This window comes from Micromonospora sp. WMMD714 (genome assembly GCF_029581315.1).
GTDB classification, from domain to species: domain Bacteria; phylum Actinomycetota; class Actinomycetes; order Mycobacteriales; family Micromonosporaceae; genus Micromonospora; species Micromonospora rifamycinica.
Map to the genome: position 1 here is coordinate 5,089,369 of NZ_CP120744.1, position 20,139 is coordinate 5,109,507.

A 20,139-nucleotide genomic window follows, 5' to 3' on the forward strand; every position below is an offset into this window, starting at 1 on the left:
CGTCCCCCGGCTACAGGGTGACGACGAAGAAGCAGGTGGGCAGGTTGACCACGACCCGCTCCCAGATCTCGGCGCACAGCGCCCGACCCGGCTCGGCGAAGGTCCCCGGCGGTGGCTCGGCGAACCTGATCGTCGACCGGCCGGCGTCGAACAGCACCGCGCCGTGGCCGAAGTCGCCGACGATCGCGGTGCCCGGATCGACCAGCCGGGTCCGGACGATGAAGACGCCGTTGTCCTCCACGTCGCGCAGCAGGTGGCCCTCGCCGAGCAGCCGGTAGTAGTCCGCCGGGTTGATGATCAGCCCGTCGGCGGTGCTGCCCATCTGCTCCACCTCGTTGCAGGCGGCCAGGATGGTCGAGGCGAACGGCGCCGGGTCGGTGAGCCGGCCGAGCTGCGGCATGTTCAGCAGCCCGCCCTCGCCGCGCAGGATGGTGTGGTTCTCGGCGGTGGCCAGCCGCACCACCAGACGGTAGTCGATGAACTGGGCGAAACCCACCGGGTCGTGCCACAGCTCGTCGGGCACCTGCACCCAGGCCCGGGTGGTCAGCAGCTCCGGGATGGGGGAGCGGTGGAAGTGGTTGGCGGCCTCCCGGCGCAGGTCCGCGCCGTCCACCGTCGGGTCGCCGGGGCGCGGTGGGCTCTCGTGCCAGTAGAACTCCTGCGGCTCCCGGGACAGGTCCACCACCTTGAGCATGTTCCGCGACGGGTAGCGGGGCTTGCGCCGGGAACTGGTCAGCGAGTCGGTGATGGTGACGTCGTAGTCGACGGCGGTGTCGAACCCGTCCCGGCCGAACGCCTCGACGAACATGCCGCCGGGCGACATCTGGGTCCGGCGTTCGGCGACGACCTCGGCGATCGTCCGTTTGACGGTGTCGGTGCGCTGCATGACTTACTTCCCCTCCTGGGCTGTGCTGGTGTGCGGGGCGGGCCGGCGCGGGTGCGCGTCGGCGGGCACGGTCAGGCCGGCTTGCGGGCGACGAACATCCCCCAACCGAACTCGCCCCGGTCGATCGCGGCCTGGATCTCGTCACAGGAGGCGGCGAAGCCGAGGATCCACTGCCGGGCGGCCTCGTCGTCGGTGGCGGCGGCCCGCTGCCGGGCGGTCTCGCCCAGCACCCGGTACGTCTGCCTGATGTGCGTGTCCAGGCTGCGCGCGACGGTCACCTCGAACCCGGCCGCCGTCAACGCCTCCCGGTAGCCGTCGAGGGAGTAGCCGCTGCTCCACCGGACCCGGTCGTAGACGTGCCGGCGGGCCGCCTCGCCGATCTCGGCGACGGGTTGCAGGAAGTCGGTGACGGCCAGCGTCCCGCCGGGGGCGAGCACCCGGTACATCTCCGCGTGGCTGCGCGCCTTGTCCGGCACCAGGAACAGCGCGTCCTGGCTGACCACGTGGCTGAAGCCGCCGTCGTCGTACGGCAGCGCGGTGGCCGAGCCGTGCCGGAAGGCGACCGGCAACCCGTCGCCGCGCTCGGTGAGCTTGCCCAGCGCGAAGCGGACCCGCTCGATGCTCAGGTCCACCCCCTCCCCCCGGCACCCGGTGCGCTCGGCCAGCCGCAGCAGGAAGTTGCCGCAGCCGCAGCCGACGTCCAGCACCGTGGCCGAGGCGTCGATGCCGGCCTCGGTGGCGAGCAGATCGGAGGTCCGGTCGGCCGCCGCCGGGTAGTCGGTGTCGTCCGGGCCGGCGAAGTAGCCGGTGTGCAGCACCCCCTCGCTGTCCCAGAAGCTGAGGTACGTCTGGGTGGTCTGGTCGAAGAACTCGGAGACGTCCCGTTCGGTGAACTGGCTGGTCGTGGACATGCGGGCACTCCTTCGTGCGGGGGCGGGCGTCGGGCCGGCGCGGCCGGGCGGGGGTCAGGCGTAGGTGTCCTTGCGGACCCCGGTCAGGTGGGGCAGGTCCGGACCGGTCGCCGCGGCCCCGCCGTCGATCAGGTGCACCCCGGCGGTGACGAACGAGGCCCGCTCGCTGGCCAGGAAGGCGGCCACGGCGGCCACCTCGTCCGGCCGGGCCAGCCGGCCCAGCGCGCTGTGGTGCCCCATCGCCCGCAGCCGGGCCTCGACGTCGCCGTCGGTGGCGAGTCGGGCCGCGGCGCGTTCCATCGGTGGGGTCCGCACCCCGCCCGGGGCCAGCACGTTGACGGTGATGCCGTCCCGGCCGACGTCCACGGCGAGGCCCTGGGCGAAGCGGACCAGCGCCGCCCGGGTCACCCCGGACAGCACCAGCGGCCCGATCGGCACGCAGGCGGTCTCGGAGGCGACGAAGAGCAGCCGACCCCACCCGGCGGCCCGCAGGTGCGGCAGCGCGGCCGTGGCCAGCGCCACCGCCGGCAGCAGCACCCGGTCCACGGCGGCCCGGTAGTCGGCGACGTCGAAGCCGGTGGCGGTGCCGACCGGGGGACTGCCGCCGCCGGCCACCAGCACGTGCACCCCGCCCAGCTCGGCGGCGACCGCGTCGACCCAGCGGCGGGCCGCGTCAGGGTCGGTCAGGTCGACGCTGGTGGCGCTGACCCGACCGGTCGCCACCTGCGCCAGCTCCCGTTCGGCGGCGGCCAGCCGCTCCGGGTCACGACCACAGATCGCCACCTGGGCGCCCTCGGCGGAGAACTCCTTCGCACAGGCCAGCCCGATGCCGCTGGAACCCCCCGCGACCAGGGCCACCCGCCCCTTGAGCCCGAGATCCACGCCTGTTACCTCCCGTTGTCCGGTGCAGTGCCGACCCGTGCCGCGGCGGGACCGGTCGTGGACCGGTAGCCGTAGCGGCCGAACAGTGGCCAGGCCAGCGCGGTGGCGGCCAGCCGGCGGCGGGGTGACAGGGTGCGCCGCCAGCCGTCGTCGGAGTCCCGGATCACGGTCGGCCCGGTGCGGAACCGGTCCGGGTTGCCGGTGACCGTGTGGTTGGGGTGCAGTTGCACGGTGCGTTCGTGCACCGGGTTGCCGGCCGGGTCGGCGCCGCAGAGCCGCAGCAGCGCGTCGACGGTGCCGGTCGGGTCGGCGGCGAACTCCTCGTAGCGCAGGAACACCGACCGGTCCGGGTGCCGGCGGGTGATCGCGGCGGACGCCAGGTTGAAGCCGTGCCAGTAGGCGGTGCTCCGGGCGGCGGACATCGCGTAGACGTACTGCTTCGGCTCCCGCCACGAGTGCGCCACCGCCCGGGGGTCGCGGACCAGGTGCACGTAGTACGGCCGGATGCCGGGCAGGTGGGACAGCAGCGCGGCCTCACCGGGGATCTTCGTGGTGTCCACGATCACCCGCGCGCCGGTGCGCTCGGCGATGCCCCGGTAGACCCGGCCCATCAGGTCGGCGTGTGCCCGGATCTCGTCGTCGTACAGGCCGCGCCGCAGCACCCGCCAGGTGTGCCGGGTCCGCACCCGGCTCCACTGCCGGCGGATCACCGTCTCGGCGTGCGCGTCGGGCGACATGCCCTCGGGGCGGCCGATCGGCAGCACCGACGACCAGATCGGGCAGCCGGTCAGCGCCTCGCCGCAGCCGCACCGGTCGTTGACCCCCCGGCCGGTGGCGTTCTTCCACAGGAAGTGCAGCTCACCGACGTGGAAGAAGCCGGGCACCTCGTTGAGGACGTTGCCGATGATGGTGCTGCCGTTGCGGCACCAGCCGGTGACGCAGAGGACGGTCAACGGTGTGCTCATCCGGCCGGCACCTCCGTCGGCGCGGCGGCCGGGCGGCCGATCCGTACCGCGAGCACGGCGGCGAGCAGCGCGCAGGCCGCGCCGACGGTGAACACCGCCGGATAGCCGAAGCCGGCGGCGACCAGGCCGGTGACCGGCCCCCACACCGCGAGCCCCAGATCCCAGAACGAGGTGTACGCGCCGATCGCCGCGCCCTGCCGCGCCGGGTCCGTCCGGTTCATCACCATCAACGCCAGCGACGGGTGCAGCAGCGAGAAGCCGACCCCCATGACCACGCTGCCGACGACGGCGACCGCCAGGTTGGGGGCGACCGCGATGACGGCCAGCCCGACCGCCTCGCCCACCCCGCACCAGGCGGCCACCCGACGCGGGCCGAGCCGGTCGGGCAGGTGGCCGATGACCAGCCGGGTGCCGGCGTAGACGGCGCTGAAGCAGCTCAGCACCACCACCCCGTGGCCGATGTCGCGGGTGTCCAGGTGCAGCACCACGAACGCGGCGAGCCCGGCGTAACCGGCCGCGCCGAAGGTCAGCGCGATCCCGGGCAGCAGCGCCGGCCGCAGCAGCAACCCACCGCCGCCGGTCGGGGCGGTCCGGGGCGGCGTCGGCACCATGGCGATCAGCCCGGCGGCGACCAGCGGCGCGGCGGCGCTGAGTGCCCAGACCGCCGTGAACGACACCTGTTGCAGGGTGGCGCCGAGGAACGTGCCGGCGGAGATGCCGCCCCACATGCTCACCCCGTAGAGGCCGATGAGCTGGCCGCGCCGGTGGTGCGGGGCGAGCGCCACCGTCCACACCGCACCGGCGGTGAACAGGGCGGCCTCGCCCGCGCCGAGCAGCAGCCGCACCGCGACCAGCGCGGGCACGCTCAACGGCAGCAGGTAGAGCAGACCCCCGGCGGCGACGACCAGCGCCCCGGCCAGCATCACCGTGCGGTGGCCGTGCCGGTCGGCCAGCGCGCCGGCCACCGGCCGGACCAGCAGCGCGGTCACCGCGGTGACGGTGACCACCAGGCCGACGGCGAAGTCCCCGGCGTCGTGCCGGTCGCGCAGGAACGCCGGCAGCACCGGGATGACGGCGGTGAGCCCCAGGTAGCCGGCGAAGAGACCACCGAAGATGCCCACCATCGCCAGCCGGGGGACGGCGGTGTCCCGGGTGGGGGTGGCGGTCATGCGCGCACCGGCTCCACCCCGACGGGCTCCGGGATGGACGACCCCGACCCCGCCGGAGCGGGGGGCAGCGCGGCGGCCACCTTGCGGACGGCGCGGATCAGCTGGTCGCAGTCGTCGGGGGTCAGACTGGACGACAGCGGCACGTCGACCGTCTCGGCGAGCAGCCGGGCGGTGCGCGGCAGGGTGGCGCGGATCCGCGCCGGGTCGGTGTCGTCGTACATGAACCGCCAGTTCCAGAAGGCGCGGACGTTGAGGTCGTCGTCCGCGCCGATGTTGCGGGCATCGATGCCCTCGGCCCGCAGCGCGCGGGCGAACCACCCCGCGTCGCCGCCGGGCACCCGGAACACGAACGCCTCGCCGAGGTACGCCCCGGGCGCGACCGGGTTGCGGACGGCGATCCCCGGCAGGTCGGCCAGCGCGCCGCTGACCTGCGCGTAGTTGCGGTGGAACAGGGCCAGCCGCTGCGGCAGCCGGGTCAGCTCGGCGCGCAGCAGGGCGGCCCGGATCTCGTCCATCCGCAGGCTGAGCAGGGGCAGTGTCAACCCGTCGACGGGTGGCTCGGTGCCCGGGAAGTGCCGCCGTAGCCGCCCCTCGTACGCCCCGGAGAGCGCCACCGCCCGGCCGAACAGGGTGCTGTCGTCGGTGACCAGGAAGCCGCCCTCGCCGCAGTTGAGCGCCTTGTCGGACTGGGTGCTGAACGCCCCCGCCACGCCGAACGTGCCGAGCTTGCGACCGTCCAGCTCGGCGCCGAGGGCGGGCACCGCGTCCTCGATCAGCGGGACGCCCATCTCGGCGGCGAACGCGGCCAGCGCCGCCACGTCGGCGGCGAAGCCGCGCATGTGCACCACCAGGATCGCCTTGATCTCCGGTCGCCAGCGGCGGCGCAGGTCGTCCAGATCCATCCGCAGGTCGTCGTCGACCTCGACCAGGAATGGTCGGCACCCGGCCAGCACAATGGCGCTGGGGGTGGCCACGAAGGTGAATCCGGGGCAGGCCACCAATGCGCCGGGGGGAACGGCGGCACCCATGATGGCCAGCGCGAGCGCGGCGGTGCCACTGGATACCGCGAGTGCGTGCCGGGTGCCGAAGTAGCGGCACAATTCGGCCTCGAACTGCCCGCACTCCGTTTCCGACTCGTTACGGTGGTCGTAGCGGAAGTAGAGGTGACTGCGGATTGCCCGGATCGCCGCTTCCTCGTCCTCCCGGCAGACGTGTACGGCGCCCTTGTCGTAGGTCGGCCAGGGGCTGCGCCGGACCGGTGCCCCGCCCCGGATGGCGAGCTGTTGGTGCAGCTCAACGCCGTGCGACCCGGCTTCGGGTCGGGTTGACGCGGGAGCTTCGTCGTTCCCGTTCACCGGTGTGCTCCTGACTGTCTGCGGCGGTTTTCCGACATAGCCGATAGGAAATGCGCGCGGGTTTTCCACCCGGCGGGCAACCGCATCGAAAACGCCGAAACAACCACCAGATCCGACATTTGCGCGGGCCGGGAATCCAGTGAACAACATGATTGCCGTCGGGATGCGGGCCGTCAACCATCCGTCCGGTGTCGTGCCCCGACTTAGCATCCGTTGAGGAGAGTCGGCCGTGGTCGTCATCGCACACAGTGACGATTGGGAATGGCGAATGGGGGTGTGGCCCGCGACGTCCTTGTGCCCGGCCTGCGGATATGCGGTGCCGACCGGGTGGCGGCCTCCCGCCGTCCGTGCCGGACTGCCCTACGGTCCGTGCCGGTCTGCCCTGCCGGGCAGACATCCCGGCCGCGGTGGACCGGCCACCGGCGGTGCCGGTGGCCGGTCCGGGTGCCGTCGACGAGGCGGCACCCGGACCGGCGCCTGGCCGCCCGGACGGGTCGGGATGACCGTCAGACGGTGTAGAGGACCTTGACGCCGCTGATGCTCGTCGCCGAGACGGCGGTGCCCCGGACGCCGGAGTTGAGGTTGCGCCAGCCGTTGTTGCTGGCGGCCTCGTGCACCATCCCGCCGGCCACGGTGTAAATGATCTTCACGCCGTTGAAGCTGATCGCCGCGAGGGCGTCGGGGCTGACCCCGGAGATGCCGGAGTTGAGGTTGCGCCAGCCGTTGATGCTGTTCGCCTCGTGTACCCAGCCGCCGACGACGGTGTAGATGTACTTCACGCCGTCCATGCTGATCACGGCGAGGGCGTTGTTGCTGACGCCGGAGATGCCGGTCCACAGGTTGCGCCAGCCGTTGTTGCTGGCCGCCTCGTGCACCGACCCGCCGACCACGGTGTAGATGATCTTCACGCCGTTGTGGTTGACGGCGGCGAGGGCGTTGCTGCTGACCCCGGAGATGCCGGTGTTCAGGTTCCTCCAGCCGTTGGCGCTGCTCGCCTCGTGTACCCAGCCGCCGACGACGGTGTAGATGTACTTCACACCGTCCACGTTGATCACGGCGAGGGCGTTGTTGCTGACGCCGGAGATGCCGGTCCACAGGTTGCGCCAACCGGTGTCGCTGGACGCCTCGTAGACCCGACCGTCGTTGACCGTGTAGAGCAGCTTGTTGCCGCCCATGACCATCGACGCGGTGACCGAGCCGGTGATGCTGTTGACCGGCAGCATCTGCCAGCCGCTGTGGCTGCCGGACTCGTACACCTGGCGGTTGGCGGCCTGGCCGCAGTTGCGGCTGGTCATGTTCCGGGCCGGCGAGGTGGGGCCGGAGACGTACAGCGGGCCGGTGGACGGACTGCCGTCGGAGGTGATGCCGGAGGGTGCGCCGTCGAAGTAGGACTCGGTCTTGACGCCGTCGCGGACCTGCTCGTAGTGCAGGTGTGGGCCGGTGGAGTTACCGGTGCTGCCGACCCGGCCGAGCTGCTGGCCGGTCGACACCCACTGCCCGGCGGCGACCATCGGCGTCTCGATCATGTGCAGGTAGAGTGTCCGCCAACCGCCGCCGTGTTCGATGATCACATGCCAGCCGCCGCCGCTGCCCCAGCCGGCGAACGTGACGGTGCCGCCGTACGAGGCGAGGACCGGCCGGCCGTTGCTGGCCCCGCCGGTGAAGGTCAGGTCGATGTCGTAGTCGTCGTGACCGTAGTAGGTGGCAAGCCGCCAGGTCTCGCCGCAGGGCACCGGCAGCTGGAAGTTCGGTCGTGGCCCGGCGGCCTGGGCCGGGCCGGCCACGACAGCGGTGGTGCCGGCGACCGCGAGCACCGCGGCACCGGCGGTGGCGAGCGCCAGACACGCCGACGTGAGGACCCGGGCGAGTGGACCCGTCATGACGGAGTTCCCTCCTGATGGGAGTAAAGGTAGAAGGGTGTCGATCCTACGGGTGGGGCGCTCCGTCCGGGGGGCCTGTTCCGTGCTACGTCGCCGCCGACGTCGGCACCGAAAAACAGTAATACTGTTCGCGTTATCCGGTGGGCGTCGCAGTCCCGGAGGGAGGCTGACCGGCCACTCAATAAACGGACGAGTAAGAGCCCAATGAGCTGGTGGTGCCCAGTTCTGGTGAAGCGGGATGCCGGCCCGTAGTTGCGAACCTCGGTGGAATGCTCGAAGATGCTGAGGTCGACTCGCCGGCGATTCGACATCGGCCGAATCCAGTGCGATGGAGAGCTCGGCTCTCCGGCTGGATCCCACACGAAATGAGGAAGAGAATGCGAAAACTCCTGCGGCGTGGCGCGGTCTTCGCTGCCCTGACCTCCGCTATCGTCCTGGCGGCGCCGGTCGCTGCCCAGGCCGCCCAGCCGAACCAGCTGTGCCGCACCAACAGTCCGGCCATTCTCTACACGAGCCCGGATTCGGGTATCTACGTCCCCCAGGGGGCGCTGGTCCGCATTCTCGATTACCGGGGGGCGCTCCACTATCTCGCCCGCTACGACTCGACCGTGGGTCAGCTCGAGCGCATCCGGATCATCCAGGAGAGCTGCTACTACCAGTGATGCAGTAATCCCGCTTCCCGCGCCACCGGCTTCTATTCCGGTGGCGCGGGAAGCGTCGTTCCCGCATACACGGCGCGGGGGCCGGTCGTCGACAGGGCATTCGTTCCGCAGTTGTGCCGCTGCGCCGACGAGGTGGCCAGAGTGGTTGGCCGTTCAGTTGTGGGGTCGGGTGACTCAGCCGACGGCCACCGAGGCAGCGATGGCCACCATGATCACGGCGATCGTCCCGTCGATGGCCCGCCACGCCGCCGGATGGGCGAGCAGCGGCCCCAACCGGCGGGCGCCGAGCCCGAGTCCGGTGAACCAGACCAGGCTCGCCGTCGCCGCCCCGGCGCCGAACGCCCACCGGTTCGGATCCTGGTGGGCGACCGTGCCGAGCAGCACCACGGTGTCCAGGTAGACGTGCGGATTGAGGAACGTGAACGCCAGGCAGGTCAGCAGTGTCGCGCGCAGCGTGGCCGGCGGGCGGTCCAGCGGGGTGAGGGCGGTGGGACGCAGGGCGCGGCGCGCGGCCAGCACCGCGTACCCGAGCAGGAAGGCGACCCCGCCCCACCGGACGGCGGCCAACGCGGTCGGTGTCCCGCTCAGCAGCGCGCCCGGGCCGGCGATACCGGCGGTCATCAGGGTGACGTCGCCGGCCACGCAGATCGCCACCACCGGCAGCACGTGCTCGCGGCGTAACCCCTGGCGCAGCACGAAGGCGTTCTGCGCCCCGATGGCGACGATCAACGCGAGGGAGAAGCCGAATCCGGCGAGCACGGAACCCATGACGGCCAGGCTAGGAGGCGGGCGTCCTGCACTCCAGCTAAAGATTCTTCAGTAGCGTTAGCATTGCTTATGTCACTCGACCCGGTCCAGCTGGAGACGTTCCAGGCGGTCGTCGCCCACGGCACCTTCGACGCCGCCGCCCGGGCGCTGCGCGTCACCCCCTCGGCGGTCAGCCAGCGCATCAAGGCGTTGGAGCAGGCCGTCGGGCAGGTGCTCGTGCGACGCACCCGGCCGTGCGTGCCGACGGCGGCCGGAGCACCCCTGGTACGCCTCGGCGGGCAGGTGGCGCTGCTGGAACAGGAGGCCCTCGACGCCGCCCGCGGCGCGCTGCGCGACCACACCCGGACCCGGGTCGCCGTCGTCGTCAACGCCGACTCCCTCGCCGGCTGGTTCCTCCCGGCGCTGACCGCCGTGCCCGACCTGCTGGTCGACCTGCACACCGACCATGAGGCGCACACCGCCCGACTGCTGCGCGACGGCACCGTGATGGCGGCGGTCACCACCGAACGCGTCGCCGTGCAGGGCTGCCGGGTCCTCCGCCTCGGCGCGATGCGGTACCGCGCCGTCGCCACACCCGCCCTGCACGCGCTGTGGTTCGCCGACCGGCCGCCCGCGGCGACCTTCCCCGTCGCGCCGATGGTCCGCTTCGACCGCAAGGACACCCTGCAACATCGCTTCGCCCGTACGCTCACCCGCCGCGACGTCGACCCGCCGACGCACGTCGTGCCGGGGACGGCCGGCTTCGCCCGGGCGATCCGGCTCGGCCTCGGCTGGGGCCTGCTCCCGGAGGCCGAGGCCCGGCCCGACATCACCGCCGGTCGGCTCGTCGACCTGGCCGCCGGACACCATCTCGACGTCCCGCTGTACTGGCAGTGCTGGCGACTGGAGTCGGCGGCGCTGGCGGCACTGACGGCGGCGGTCCGGGCCGCCGCCGACACAGCGCTGTACTGACGGGTGCGGCCGGGCGCATCCGTCCGCCCGGCAGATCCGTGGACGACACCATGCCGACGACCACCGGGGCACGGCGACGGGACCAGGCGCCGACGAACCCGGCGGCGACGGCGCGCCACGTGCCGTTCACGCCGGAACGCCCGCTCAGCCGGGCACCGCCCCGGCGACGAAGGTCCGGCGGTACACCTGCGGCGACACTCCACTGAGCCGCTTGAACTGGACCCGGAAGTGCGCCGGTGAGGCGAAACCGACGAGGTGGGCGATCCGGTCGACCCCGTGGTCGGTGCGTTCCAGCAGCTCCTGCGCGCGGCGGATCCGCACCGCCGCGACCCACTGCATCGGGGTGAGGCCGGTCTCCTCGTGGAAACGACGGTTGAGCGTCCGCACGCTGAGCCCGGCCCGGGCGGCCACGTCGGCCAGGGTCAGCGGCTCGTCGGCGTGCGACTCCAGCCAGCGCAGGACCGAGCCGAGACCCGCCCCGGCAGGGTCCGCGCCGGGGCGCACGATGAACTGCGCCTGCCCACCGTCGCGGTGCAGCGGGGCCACCGCCTGCCGGGACGCGTCGGCGGCGACCGCGGCCCCGTGGTCGCGGCGGACCAGGTGCAGGCACATGTCCACGCCCGCGGTCGCCCCGGCGGAGGTGACGAACTGACCGGTGTCGACGTACAGCACGGCCGGGTCCACCTGGACGGCCGGGAACGTCGCCTGGAACCGCTCGGCGGCGGCCCAGTGCGTGGTGGCCCGCCGACCGTCGAGCAACCCGGCGGCGGCGAGGGTGAACGCGCCCACGCAGATCGAGGCGATCCGGACGCCGGCGGCAGCGGCGGCTCGGAGCGCGTCCAGCACCGCAGCGGGCAGCGGCGCGGCCGGGTCGTACCGGCCCGGCACGATGACGGTGTCGGCGTCGGCGAGCGCGTCGAGGCCGTGGTCGACGGCGAGCCGCAGCGGGCCGGCGTCGACGACCGGCCCGCTGCCGCAGACCAGCACCCGGTAGCCGGCCCGGCCGCCCGGCAACCGCACCCGGCCCAGCACCTCGATCGGGGTGGCCAGGTCGAACGCGATGGTGCCCGGGAGCGCCAGGACCAGCACGGTGTGCACGACGGCACCTCCCCGGGGTCGATCACGTATGGCAAGAAACAGTCGGACGATGGCAATCCTGCCACTGGTCGGCTCAGGCGGCGAGGTCGAGGATCGGAGGCATGCTGGTACAGATCGTGTTGTTCGACGGGTTCGACCCGCTCGACGTCATCGCGCCCTTCGAGGTCCTCGCCGCCGGGAGCGACACCGTCGAGGGTGCCCTGGCGGTGGAGCTGGTCTCGGCGGAGGGCCCGCGGGAGGTGGTCAGCGGCACCCGTGGCCTGACGCTGCGGGCGACCGGGACGCTGGACCCGACCCGGCCGGGCTACGTCGTGGTGCCAGGGGCCAGCGGGCCCAGCACCGGCGACCCCGACGAGGGCACGGTGACCATCCCGGTGCTCCTGGCCCGGGTCGCCGACTCGGCGGCCGTACCGCTGCTGCGCGCCGCCCTCGACAACCCCGACGTGACGGTGGCGGCCGTCTGCGGCGGGTCGCTCGCCCTGGCCATGGCCGGCCTGATCGAGGGCCGCCACGCGGTGACCCACCGCCTCGGCATGGACGTGCTCGACGCCACCGGCGTGCACGCGGTGCCGGCGCGGGTCGTCGACGACGGCGACCTCGTCACCGCAGGCGGCGTCACCTCCGGCCTGGACCTCGGCCTGCACCTCCTGGAACGGGAGTTCGGCCCCCGGGTCGCGCACGCCGTGGAGACCCTCTTCGAGTACGAGCGACGCGGCACCGTGTGGCGTGCCGCCGGCCATCTCCCCGTCACGGTCTGAGGAGAAAAACGATGGTGCATCCCGTCATCGGCAGCTGGGACGTCAGCCTGAAGACCCCCATCGGCACGCTCCGCGCCACCTACGTCTTCCACGACACCGGCGGGGCGCTCACCGGCACCGCGTCGACGGCGGCGGAGACCGTGGCGCTGGTCGCGGTGACCTGCACCGGCCCCCGGGTGACCTGGCGACAGTCGGTGACCCGGCCGATGCGCCTGCACCTGGACTTCGACGTGGTGGTGGACGGCGACACCCTGGCCGGTCACTCCCGCGCGGGCCGGCTGCCCCGCACCGTGGTCACCGGCACCCGCCGCCCGCCCGCTCCGGTCACCCGACCCGCCGGGTAGCCGCTGGCTGACAACCGGCAGCATGGCGATCTCGGCGTCGGATGGTCCCGTCGGCGATCAGCCGCGACACCTCCGGCTGAGCCTCAGGATCGACGAGGGGCCGGTTGAGGGGTGAGCGGCGCGCTTCATCTGCTTCCGGAAGATTCGATGCGGTGCCGCAGGGCGGCGGCGCGGGCGTCATCGAACCTGGCGAGCAGGTCCCACGCCTCCCGTCGCGGCGGCTCCGCCTCCTCAGGGCGGCCCGCCCCGACCAGGGCGGCGGCCAGATTCGCCAGGGAGACAGCCAGCTGCCAGGCGTCGCCGAGCCCTCGATGGGAGGCCGCCGCCCGTAGGTGGAACGCGACGGCCTCCTCCGCCCGGCCCAACTCCTGGTACGCCTCGCCCGCGCCGTCGAGCGCCATCGCCTCCCGGCTGCGGTCGCCCAACCGCCGCTGGATCGTGGCCGCCCGATGCACCGCCTCCAGCGCCTCGGCCGGGCGCCCCGACGCGCGCAGCACCCGGGCCTGCTCGACCAGCCAGTGCGCCAGCCACACCGGGCTCCCAGTGTCCTCGGCGATGGCGAGCGCCCGCCCGATGGCTGCTTCGGCCTCCCCGATCCGCCCGAGGTCCCGCAACGCCATGCTGAGGAAGAACAGCGAGTTGCCCTCCTGCCCCCGATCGGCGATCTCCGGCTGCACGGCGAGCGCCCGCTCCAGCAACTCGACGGCCCGCGTCGGCTCGCCGAGTTCGTAGCGGGTCTCGGCCAGGTTGCTCAGCAGCAGGGCCTGCCACCGGCGGTTGCCGAGCCGCTCGAAGCGGGTGAGCGCGTCCGTGAAGTGGTCGAGCGCGTCGGTGAGCCGGCGGTGCCGCAGCCCCAGCAGGCCGAGCGCGTTCACCGACACCGCCGTGCCGTGCGCGTCGCCGATGTCGCGCCGGATCGCCAACGCGGCCCGGTGGTGCTCGGCCGCCTCGTCGAGCTGACGGGCCTGGAAGTGGGCCTTGCCGAGACTCTCCAACGCCTCCGCCTCGCCCCGTCGGTCGCCGAGCGAGCGGGCCGCCGCCAACCCGATCCGGGCCGTGGCGAACCAGCCTTCGAAGGCGTTGCGGTGCATGAAGACGCTACGGAGAATCGCGGCGAACTGCCAGGCCACGCGCGGCATGCCGGCGTCGGCGGCAGCCCGGGTGGCGGCGACCAGGTTGTCGCGTTCACCATCGAACCAGGCGTCCGCCTCGGCGGCACTGGCGAAGGCCAGCGACACGACATCGGCCGGTGCTTCCAGCGGCACGGTGCGGTTGAACGGCAACGTCCGCGCCAGCGCGGCGTCCGCCGAGTGCAGATACCACTCCAGTACGCGACGCAGCGCCTCCCGCCGGTCCTCCTCATCCTCGAACTGCCGTACCTGGTCGACCGCATACGCGCGCAACAGGTCGTGCAGGTGGAAACGCCCGGACGCGTGCTGCTCCACCAGATGGGCGGTGACCAACGCATCCAGTGGCTGCCGTACCTGGGAAACCGGGACTCCGGCCAGCGCGGCGACCGCCGGCACGCTGAAGTCCGGCCCCGGATGCAGCCCGATCAGCCGGAACACGCGGGCCGCCATGGTGCCCAGCCCACGGTAGGACCAGGCGAAGACGGTCCGCACCGCGTCGGCCTCCTCGTCGTCCTCGGCGGTGAGCGCGTCCCACAGCGCCGACTCGTCGCGCAGGTCCTGGATGAGCTCCCCGAGCGGCATGAACGGGCGTCCCGCGGCCCGTTCTGCGGCGATCCGCAGGGCGAGCGGCAGGCGGGCGCAGAGCCGCGCCAACTCGATCAGCTCGTCGGGGTCGTCGCCGGCCCGGTGGTCGGCGGTGACGCTGCGCAGCAGGACGACGGCGTCGTCCTCGGTCAGCATGGGCAGGGTGAGCCGCCGACCGCCGTCGCGGGTGACCAGACCGGAGAGCATGCTCCTGCTGGTGACGATGGTCAGGCAGGTGTCCGAGCCGGTCAGGAGCGGACGCACCTGTCGGGCGGTGGCGGCGTTGTCGAGGACCAGCAGTACCCGCCGGTCGGCCAACCGGGAGCGGTAGAGCGCCTCGCGGTCCTCCCGGTCGGCGGGAATGGCGGCAGCCGGGACGCCGAGCGCCCGCAGGAACCGGTCGAGCACCGCCTCCGGCCGGATCGGCTCGCCCGGATCGTATCCCCGCAGGTTGGCGTAGAGCTGTCCGTCAGGGAAGCGGTGCCGGGCGCGGTGCGCCCAGCGCAGAGCGAGCGAGGTCTTGCCCACCCCGGCCGTTCCCGTGATCACCGCGAGGGCCAGCCGGGCGTCGTCGTCGCCGGTCAGCCGGTCGAGGGCGCTCAGCTCCGCGACCCGGTTGACGAAACCGCGCACGTCACCGGGGAGCTGCCGGGGCGGCGGCTCACGGTCGACCGGGTCACCGTGGAAGTGCACGCCGCCGTAGACGTCGCGCGCCTGGACCAGATCGGCGGGGCCGTTCAGGTCCGACCGGTTGACGTGGCGGGGCGTCGGCTGCTGGTCGTCCCACTCACTCACGTCAGTCGGTCCGTGGTGGCCCCAGGGTCGCCACGGCGCGGGCGAAGAACGCATCGAGTGGTTCGCCGTCGCGGTATAGCGACTCGATGAACGCCTGGCAACGCGCCACCACCTCCGGGTCGCGCCAGCGACGGGCCGCCGCCAGCACCCCGTCGGCGTCGTACACCGCCTCGTACATGACCTCGGTGCCCAGGGTGTAGATCTCCGGTAGCACGCCGGCCGACTCGGCGTCGGCGACCCGGGCCGAGTCGACCACCCGGGTCAGGCCGCCATACTCGTGGCGCAGCCGCAGCACGTGCAACTCCCACTGAAGATAGGGGGTGAGCGGCTCGTCGACGACCCGGACCCGTCGAGTGGCGAATCCGCTCTCGGCGACCCGGCGGTAGTAGTCCGCGAACTCGAGACGACGACCCTCCAGGATGCGCAGCGAGTCGGCCCAACGACCCTCGGCGAAGGCCCGCCAGCCCTCGTCACCGGGCTCCTGGAAGGTCTGCTGCCGTTCCAGCTTCCAGAACCCCGGTGCCGCCGTCTTCCAGAACCGGTCCTCGAAATCCGCCCAGTAATCCGCCAGGCCGAGCCGCTTGCCGGGATCGCCGCCGAGAAGGTCATGCATCAGGAATGTCCACCTTCGCGGCGACGACGGTGGACCGGGGAACGATGATCAGGCGCTCGCCGGGGTCGATCGACACCCCGTCGGGCAGCCGGCTGCGGTACTCGTCGGTGGCGTCCTGTCCGATCATCGCGACGTCGCCGTTGCTCAGCTCCCAGATGTCCGGGCAGCTTCCGTCGCCGGAGGTGTTACCCAACTCGTGCGACGACTTTCCCCAGCGCCGAGTGAGCTCAGCTGAGGTGTCCGCCCGCCAACGGCTCCCACTCATCTGGACCTCCAGGCGGGATCACGTATGAAACGTCGACCGTATTATCGAGTTGGCTGATGCCGGCGCTCCGCCAGCTGTCGTATTCCCGACGCAGCGCGCATGCGAACCCGTAGCCGGCAGACGTGAGCGGTCCCCGCCATCGACCGATGGCGGGGACCTGGATGCGCGGGTGTCACGACGAGATCGTCAGGTGGAACGCCCGGTCGGCGGGCGCGCCCGCCGAGGTGAACGTCTGGACGAACACGCCGTTCGGCACCCCGGCCCGGCCGACCACCGCGATCTCACCGCTGGGTGAGCCCCCGACGGAACCGGTCAGGCCGATGCTCCCGACGTACGCGGAGCGGGTCACGTCGTGGCTGAACACCACCTGGTACTGCCCGACGGCCAGACGGATGGACGAGACCACCCCGAAACCGCGGTTCAGCACGCCCGTCGACTCGACCACCGCCCAGAAGAGCTGCGCTGTCGGCGGCATGCCGGCGGAGGTGGCCGGGACGAGGAGCGCGGTGGCCTCGGCGATGTCGCTGGCGCTCGCGACGGGCTGGGCGGCCTGCTTGGTGGACTCGGTGGACATGGTGCCTCCTTCGGTGGGGCCGCGTGGATGCGGCAGTGTGGTGGTAAAAGGAAAAATTTGGTGATCAGATATCTCGTGACGGTTGAATCTGATCAATGCCCCTTTATGAGTTAAACGGTAGGCACTCCGGCTCAGATCAAGCCAGGGGTAACGGTGTCCAATCATGGACAAGCGACTATTCGATCACGGCGCTGAGCTGCGGCGATGTCATGTGTGATCGGGGTCTGGTCGACCTCTGGGCGGGGCTGCCCCGACTCGGGAGAGTGCCCCCCGGGTCTCCCCGGGCGCTCGCCGAGCGCGGCGGGCGTCCCGTCGGTGGTGCCGCCGGCCGCTTGGCGACCCGCCGGGCGGGGGCGAGGCGGGCGCGGTCGGATATCTGACGGCCGTACGGCGGCAGTGCGGTCGCCCTACGGCTGGTCCGCATGATCGTCCACCGTGTGCGGACGCGTCCGTTGCTCGCGAGGTCGGCCCGGTAGTAGTCGAGGCGGGTGGAATTCGCCGTAAGGGGGGCCGGATGGCGTGGGGCAGGACCGGCGGCTACGAGATCGTCGCGCCGCTCGGGTCGGGCGGCATGGGCGACGTGTTCTTCGCGGTGTCGCCGACCGCGGAGCGGGTCGCGTGAGGTTGGGTCTGGCCCCTTAGGTTTCCGTGTCCTGTAGGTCCGGTCGGTGGTCTTTGATCCACCGCTCGACGTCTTCTGTCCGCCAGATGCGTCCGACTGACAGGACGGCCGCCGGATCAGGGAACGACTTCGAGTTGGTGATCTGGTAGGCGCGCGTGCGGGAGACGCCAAGCATCTCCTGCACCTCTTGGCTCGCTACCAGCCGGAGCTTTCCCACGGAAACAACGCTAGGAGCACCCGAACTGAACAGATGCTTCCTGAGCGAACGCACTGTGCACACGCTTATGTGCGTATAGGCTGTGCACGTGCTCACTCGCTTGATGAGGCTGAGGCAGGGAGGTTCCATGGGACGGCGGTGGGAGTGGTTCGTGTGGGTGGGGCGGGTAGGTGTTGACCTGCTGGGGAGGGTCGTGCCGGCGGGGTGTTCGCGGCCGTCGGGCCGGCTGGTGGGCGTACCCGATGAGCTTGAGCCCTTGCGGGGTGGCGGTGTGGTGCGGTCCGGGGCCGTGCGGCGGGTGGGGGTGGTGCGGAACCAGCGGGCGGGTCGTTACGTGTTGCTGCCGTCGGGTGGGTGTCACGGGCGGCGGGGGAGCGGGCCGGGCGAGGGGCAGCGGGTCGGTGGTTGACGGCGGGTCGTCGGTGCCGCGTCGGCATCTGGGGCGGGTGTTGCGGCGGTTGCGGGTCGAGGCGGGCATGTCGGTGGACGGTGCGGCGGAGGCGTTGTCGTTCAGCCGGCGGAAGCTGTGGCAGGTGGAGGCGGGCCGGTGTGTCGTCAGCGGCGGCGACGTGCGGGACATGTGCGCGCGTTACGCTGCGCGGCCCGAGATGGCCGGTGCGCTGGTCGCTCTCGCGGGGGAGACGCGGGCGCGGGGTTGGTGGCACGCCTACGGTGATCCGCTTCCCCGCTGGTGCGAGCCGTACGTCAGTCTGGCCGCCGATGCCCGGCGGCTCCGTGAGCACGCCGACGGGATGATCCCCGTGTTGTTGCAGACGCGCGACTATGCGACGGCCGTGTGCCGGCGACGGCCGGACTTCACGGTGGGGGAGCGGGGCCGGTTGGTGGAGGTGCGGCTGCGGCGGCAGGAGGTGTTGCGGCGGTTGCCGGTGGCGCCCCGGTTGGAGGTGGTGCTGGCCGAGGCGGTGTTGTTGCGGTCAGTCGGCGATCGCGCGGTGATGGTCGGGCAGTTGCGGCACCTCGTGGAGGTGAGCCGGTTGCCGCAGGTGTCGTTGCGGGTGGTGCCGTTGGGTGTCGGGGTGCATCGGGCACTGTTGGCGGGTCCGTTCCTGCTGTTGGACTTTCCGCCGGTTGATCGGGTGGAGCCGGATCCGTCGGTGGTCTATCGCGAGTTGTTGACCGGGGCGCTCTATCTTGACCGGGCCTCGGAGGTGGCCGAGTACGAGCAGGCGTGGGCCGGTCTGGACGCGGTGGCCCTGGATCACGAGGAGTCCCGCCGGCTGATCGAGAAGATCAGCACCGACGTCCACCACCGGGATGTCTGACCGCCCACCGGCTCCCCGTCCTCGCTCCCTGGTGGCCGGGACGGTGGGTGGGAGGTCGCCGTGCCGACCGTACGATGGTCGGGTGGTGCGGGTGGTCATGGCGACCGACGCCGGGCATCCCGGGCGGGCCAACGAGGACTTCGCCGGTGCCGTCGCGGACGGGCTGGTGCTCGTCGACGGCGCCGGTGGCATCGCCGACGCCGTCCGGGTCTGCCACCACGGCGTGACCTGGTATGCCACCCGGCTCGGTGGTGCCCTGCTGGGCGCGTTGTCCCTGGGCCACGGTCTGCGCGAGGTGTTGGCCGAGGGCATCGAGCGGATCACCGACGAGCACCGCGACACCTGCGACGTCACCCACCCGATCAGCCCGTTCGCCGCGGTGGCGATGCTCCGGTTCGTCGGTGGGCGCGTCGAGCATCTGGTCCTCGGCGACGCGGTGGTGGTCCTCGGCCGGGCGGACGGTGAGCCGTTCGTGGCCCACGATCCGCGTGAGGTGGTGATCGCCCGCTCCGTCGAGCAGCGGTTGCGGGGCGTACCCTCGGGCAGTGACCGGTACCGGCAGCTGCTGGGTGAGCTGCGGGCGCAGCGGAACAGCCCGGGTGGCTTCTGGGTGGCCAAGGACGACCCCCGGGTGGTGGCCGAGGCGGTCACCGGCAGCTGCCCGGCCGCCGGGGTGACCGGGGCGGCGCTGCTCAGCAACGGTGCGAGCCGGCTGGTGGACACCTTCGGACGCACCGACTGGGCGGGCCTGCTGGAGCTGCTGGATTCCGCCGGCCCCGAGGAGGTCATCCGTCGGGTCAGACAGGCCGAGGCCCGCGAGGGCGTCGCCACCGACGACGCGACGATCGTCTACCGCGGCTGAGCGGGGCGGCGGACCTGGTGGGGTCCGCCCGGTCCGACGGGTCTGGAATGCTCCTCCCATGCCCACCTTTCCGCCCAGCTTCGCCGACCGGGTCGTCGCCCAGCCGCTCCGGGACCAGTTCGAGACGTTCCTCGACGAGCACCGCAGTGCCCTCGACGGCTGCCTGGACGGGCTGACCGAGGAACAGGCCCGCCGGTCGTTGGTGCCGTCCCGGACGACGCTGCTGGGCCTGGTCAAGCACGCGACCTTCGTGGAGCGGGTCTGGTTCGACGAGGCCGTCACCTGCCGCTCGCGCGCCGAGCTCGGCCTCCCCGAGCGGTCGGAAGACTCGTTCCTCCTCGACGACCACGACACGATCGCCAGCGTGCGGCAGGCGCACCGGGAGGCCTGCGCGGCAGCCCGCCGGGCGACGGCGTCGTTGGGCCTCGACGACATCCTGCGCGGGAACCGGCGGGGTCCGCTTCCGCTGCGCTGGGTGTACCTGCACGTGCTGCGCGAACTCGCCCAGCACTGCGGGCACGCGGACATCCTCCGCGAGCAGCTCCTCCACGGCTAGCACGCCGA

At 72.4% G+C, this 20,139-nt stretch carries 21 protein-coding genes; 7 read left to right on the plus strand and 14 right to left on the minus strand.

The genetic code is table 11. The features are described 5' to 3' along the window. Positions 1 to 10: 10 nt before the first annotated feature. The 7 genes from O7625_RS21700 to O7625_RS21730 all read right to left on the minus strand — a co-directional run bounded on the left by O7625_RS21700 (position 11) and on the right by O7625_RS21730 (position 8,048). On the minus strand, positions 11 to 886 hold the full coding sequence (locus tag O7625_RS21700) for a family 3 encapsulin nanocompartment shell protein (protein ID WP_067312704.1): 876 nt from the start codon (positions 884 to 886) through the stop codon (positions 11 to 13). 71 nt (positions 887 to 957) lie between these two features. Then, positions 958 to 1,797 carry a class I SAM-dependent methyltransferase gene (locus tag O7625_RS21705; RefSeq protein WP_282341028.1) on the minus strand — a complete coding sequence of 280 codons (840 nt, stop codon included), beginning with the start codon at positions 1,795 to 1,797 and terminating at the stop codon, positions 958 to 960. 54 nt (positions 1,798 to 1,851) lie between these two features. Further along, positions 1,852 to 2,679, minus strand: a complete 828-nt coding sequence (locus tag O7625_RS21710; RefSeq protein WP_282341030.1) for an SDR family oxidoreductase — start codon at positions 2,677 to 2,679, stop codon at positions 1,852 to 1,854. A gap of 5 nt (positions 2,680 to 2,684) precedes the next feature. Continuing rightward, on the minus strand, positions 2,685 to 3,644 hold the full coding sequence (locus tag O7625_RS21715; RefSeq protein ID WP_282341032.1) for a sulfotransferase: 960 nt from the start codon (positions 3,642 to 3,644) through the stop codon (positions 2,685 to 2,687). Next, on the minus strand, positions 3,641 to 4,813 hold the full coding sequence (locus O7625_RS21720; protein WP_282341034.1) for an MFS transporter: 1,173 nt from the start codon (positions 4,811 to 4,813) through the stop codon (positions 3,641 to 3,643). The genes O7625_RS21715 and O7625_RS21720 overlap by 4 nt, the downstream gene beginning before the upstream one ends. Further along, positions 4,810 to 6,168, minus strand: coding sequence for an aminotransferase class I/II-fold pyridoxal phosphate-dependent enzyme (locus tag O7625_RS21725; protein WP_282341036.1), 1,359 nt, complete (start codon positions 6,166 to 6,168; stop codon positions 4,810 to 4,812). Before O7625_RS21725 ends, O7625_RS21720 begins: the two co-directional genes overlap by 4 nt. A 506-nt stretch (positions 6,169 to 6,674) precedes the next feature. Then, positions 6,675 to 8,048 carry a M23 family metallopeptidase gene (locus O7625_RS21730; protein ID WP_282341038.1) on the minus strand — a complete coding sequence of 458 codons (1,374 nt, stop codon included), beginning with the start codon at positions 8,046 to 8,048 and terminating at the stop codon, positions 6,675 to 6,677. Positions 8,049 to 8,425: 377 nt separating this feature from the next. On the opposite strand from O7625_RS21730, the gene O7625_RS21735 reads away from it, so the two are divergent. Then, entirely contained in the window at positions 8,426 to 8,710 is a 285-nt protein-coding gene (locus O7625_RS21735; RefSeq protein ID WP_282341040.1) for a hypothetical protein, read from the plus strand. Between the two features lie 174 nt (positions 8,711 to 8,884). On the opposite strand, the gene O7625_RS21740 is transcribed toward O7625_RS21735, so the two are convergent. Beyond that, positions 8,885 to 9,478 carry a LysE/ArgO family amino acid transporter gene (locus O7625_RS21740; RefSeq protein WP_282341042.1) on the minus strand — a complete coding sequence of 198 codons (594 nt, stop codon included), beginning with the start codon at positions 9,476 to 9,478 and terminating at the stop codon, positions 8,885 to 8,887. 69 nt (positions 9,479 to 9,547) lie between these two features. Here O7625_RS21740 and O7625_RS21745 point away from each other — a divergent pair, with 69 nt between their 5' ends. Then, positions 9,548 to 10,429: a LysR family transcriptional regulator ArgP gene (locus O7625_RS21745; RefSeq protein WP_282341044.1), complete on the plus strand. Its 882-nt coding sequence runs from the start codon at positions 9,548 to 9,550 to the stop codon at positions 10,427 to 10,429. Between the two features lie 144 nt (positions 10,430 to 10,573). Here the strand turns inward: O7625_RS21745 and O7625_RS21750 are convergent, their stop codons facing one another. After that, positions 10,574 to 11,527, minus strand: coding sequence for a helix-turn-helix domain-containing protein (locus O7625_RS21750; RefSeq protein WP_282341046.1), 954 nt, complete (start codon positions 11,525 to 11,527; stop codon positions 10,574 to 10,576). Positions 11,528 to 11,628: 101 nt separating this feature from the next. On the opposite strand from O7625_RS21750, the gene O7625_RS21755 reads away from it, so the two are divergent. Both O7625_RS21755 and O7625_RS21760 read left to right on the plus strand, forming a co-directional pair. Next, complete coding sequence (locus O7625_RS21755) at positions 11,629 to 12,285, plus strand: DJ-1/PfpI family protein (protein ID WP_282341048.1); 657 nt, start codon at positions 11,629 to 11,631, stop codon at positions 12,283 to 12,285. Between the two features lie 11 nt (positions 12,286 to 12,296). After that, complete coding sequence (locus O7625_RS21760) at positions 12,297 to 12,629, plus strand: hypothetical protein (RefSeq protein WP_282341049.1); 333 nt, start codon at positions 12,297 to 12,299, stop codon at positions 12,627 to 12,629. Between the two features lie 125 nt (positions 12,630 to 12,754). Here the strand turns inward: O7625_RS21760 and O7625_RS21765 are convergent, their stop codons facing one another. The 5 genes from O7625_RS21765 to O7625_RS21785 all read right to left on the minus strand — a co-directional run bounded on the left by O7625_RS21765 (position 12,755) and on the right by O7625_RS21785 (position 17,430). Beyond that, on the minus strand, positions 12,755 to 15,139 hold the full coding sequence (locus tag O7625_RS21765; protein WP_282341051.1) for a tetratricopeptide repeat protein: 2,385 nt from the start codon (positions 15,137 to 15,139) through the stop codon (positions 12,755 to 12,757). Between the two features lies 1 nt (position 15,140). Further along, positions 15,141 to 15,752, minus strand: coding sequence for a DUF6879 family protein (locus tag O7625_RS21770; RefSeq protein ID WP_282341053.1), 612 nt, complete (start codon positions 15,750 to 15,752; stop codon positions 15,141 to 15,143). Beyond that, positions 15,745 to 16,017 (minus strand): hypothetical protein, encoded by a 273-nt coding sequence (locus tag O7625_RS21775; protein ID WP_282341055.1) that lies wholly within the window; start codon positions 16,015 to 16,017, stop codon positions 15,745 to 15,747. Before O7625_RS21775 ends, O7625_RS21770 begins: the two co-directional genes overlap by 8 nt. 172 nt (positions 16,018 to 16,189) lie before the next feature. Then, entirely contained in the window at positions 16,190 to 16,591 is a 402-nt protein-coding gene (locus O7625_RS21780) for a hypothetical protein (protein ID WP_282341056.1), read from the minus strand. Between the two features lie 638 nt (positions 16,592 to 17,229). After that, positions 17,230 to 17,430 (minus strand): helix-turn-helix domain-containing protein, encoded by a 201-nt coding sequence (locus O7625_RS21785; RefSeq protein WP_282341058.1) that lies wholly within the window; start codon positions 17,428 to 17,430, stop codon positions 17,230 to 17,232. Between the two features lie 401 nt (positions 17,431 to 17,831). Between O7625_RS21785 and O7625_RS21790 the strand changes: the two genes are divergently transcribed. From O7625_RS21790 to O7625_RS21800, 3 genes are all read left to right on the plus strand, one after another. Continuing rightward, entirely contained in the window at positions 17,832 to 18,713 is an 882-nt protein-coding gene (locus O7625_RS21790) for a helix-turn-helix transcriptional regulator (protein WP_282341060.1), read from the plus strand. A gap of 82 nt (positions 18,714 to 18,795) precedes the next feature. Next, complete coding sequence (locus tag O7625_RS21795; protein ID WP_282341062.1) at positions 18,796 to 19,575, plus strand: hypothetical protein; 780 nt, start codon at positions 18,796 to 18,798, stop codon at positions 19,573 to 19,575. Between the two features lie 58 nt (positions 19,576 to 19,633). Continuing rightward, on the plus strand, positions 19,634 to 20,131 hold the full coding sequence (locus tag O7625_RS21800; RefSeq protein WP_282341064.1) for a DinB family protein: 498 nt from the start codon (positions 19,634 to 19,636) through the stop codon (positions 20,129 to 20,131). Positions 20,132 to 20,139: the final 8 nt, after the last annotated feature.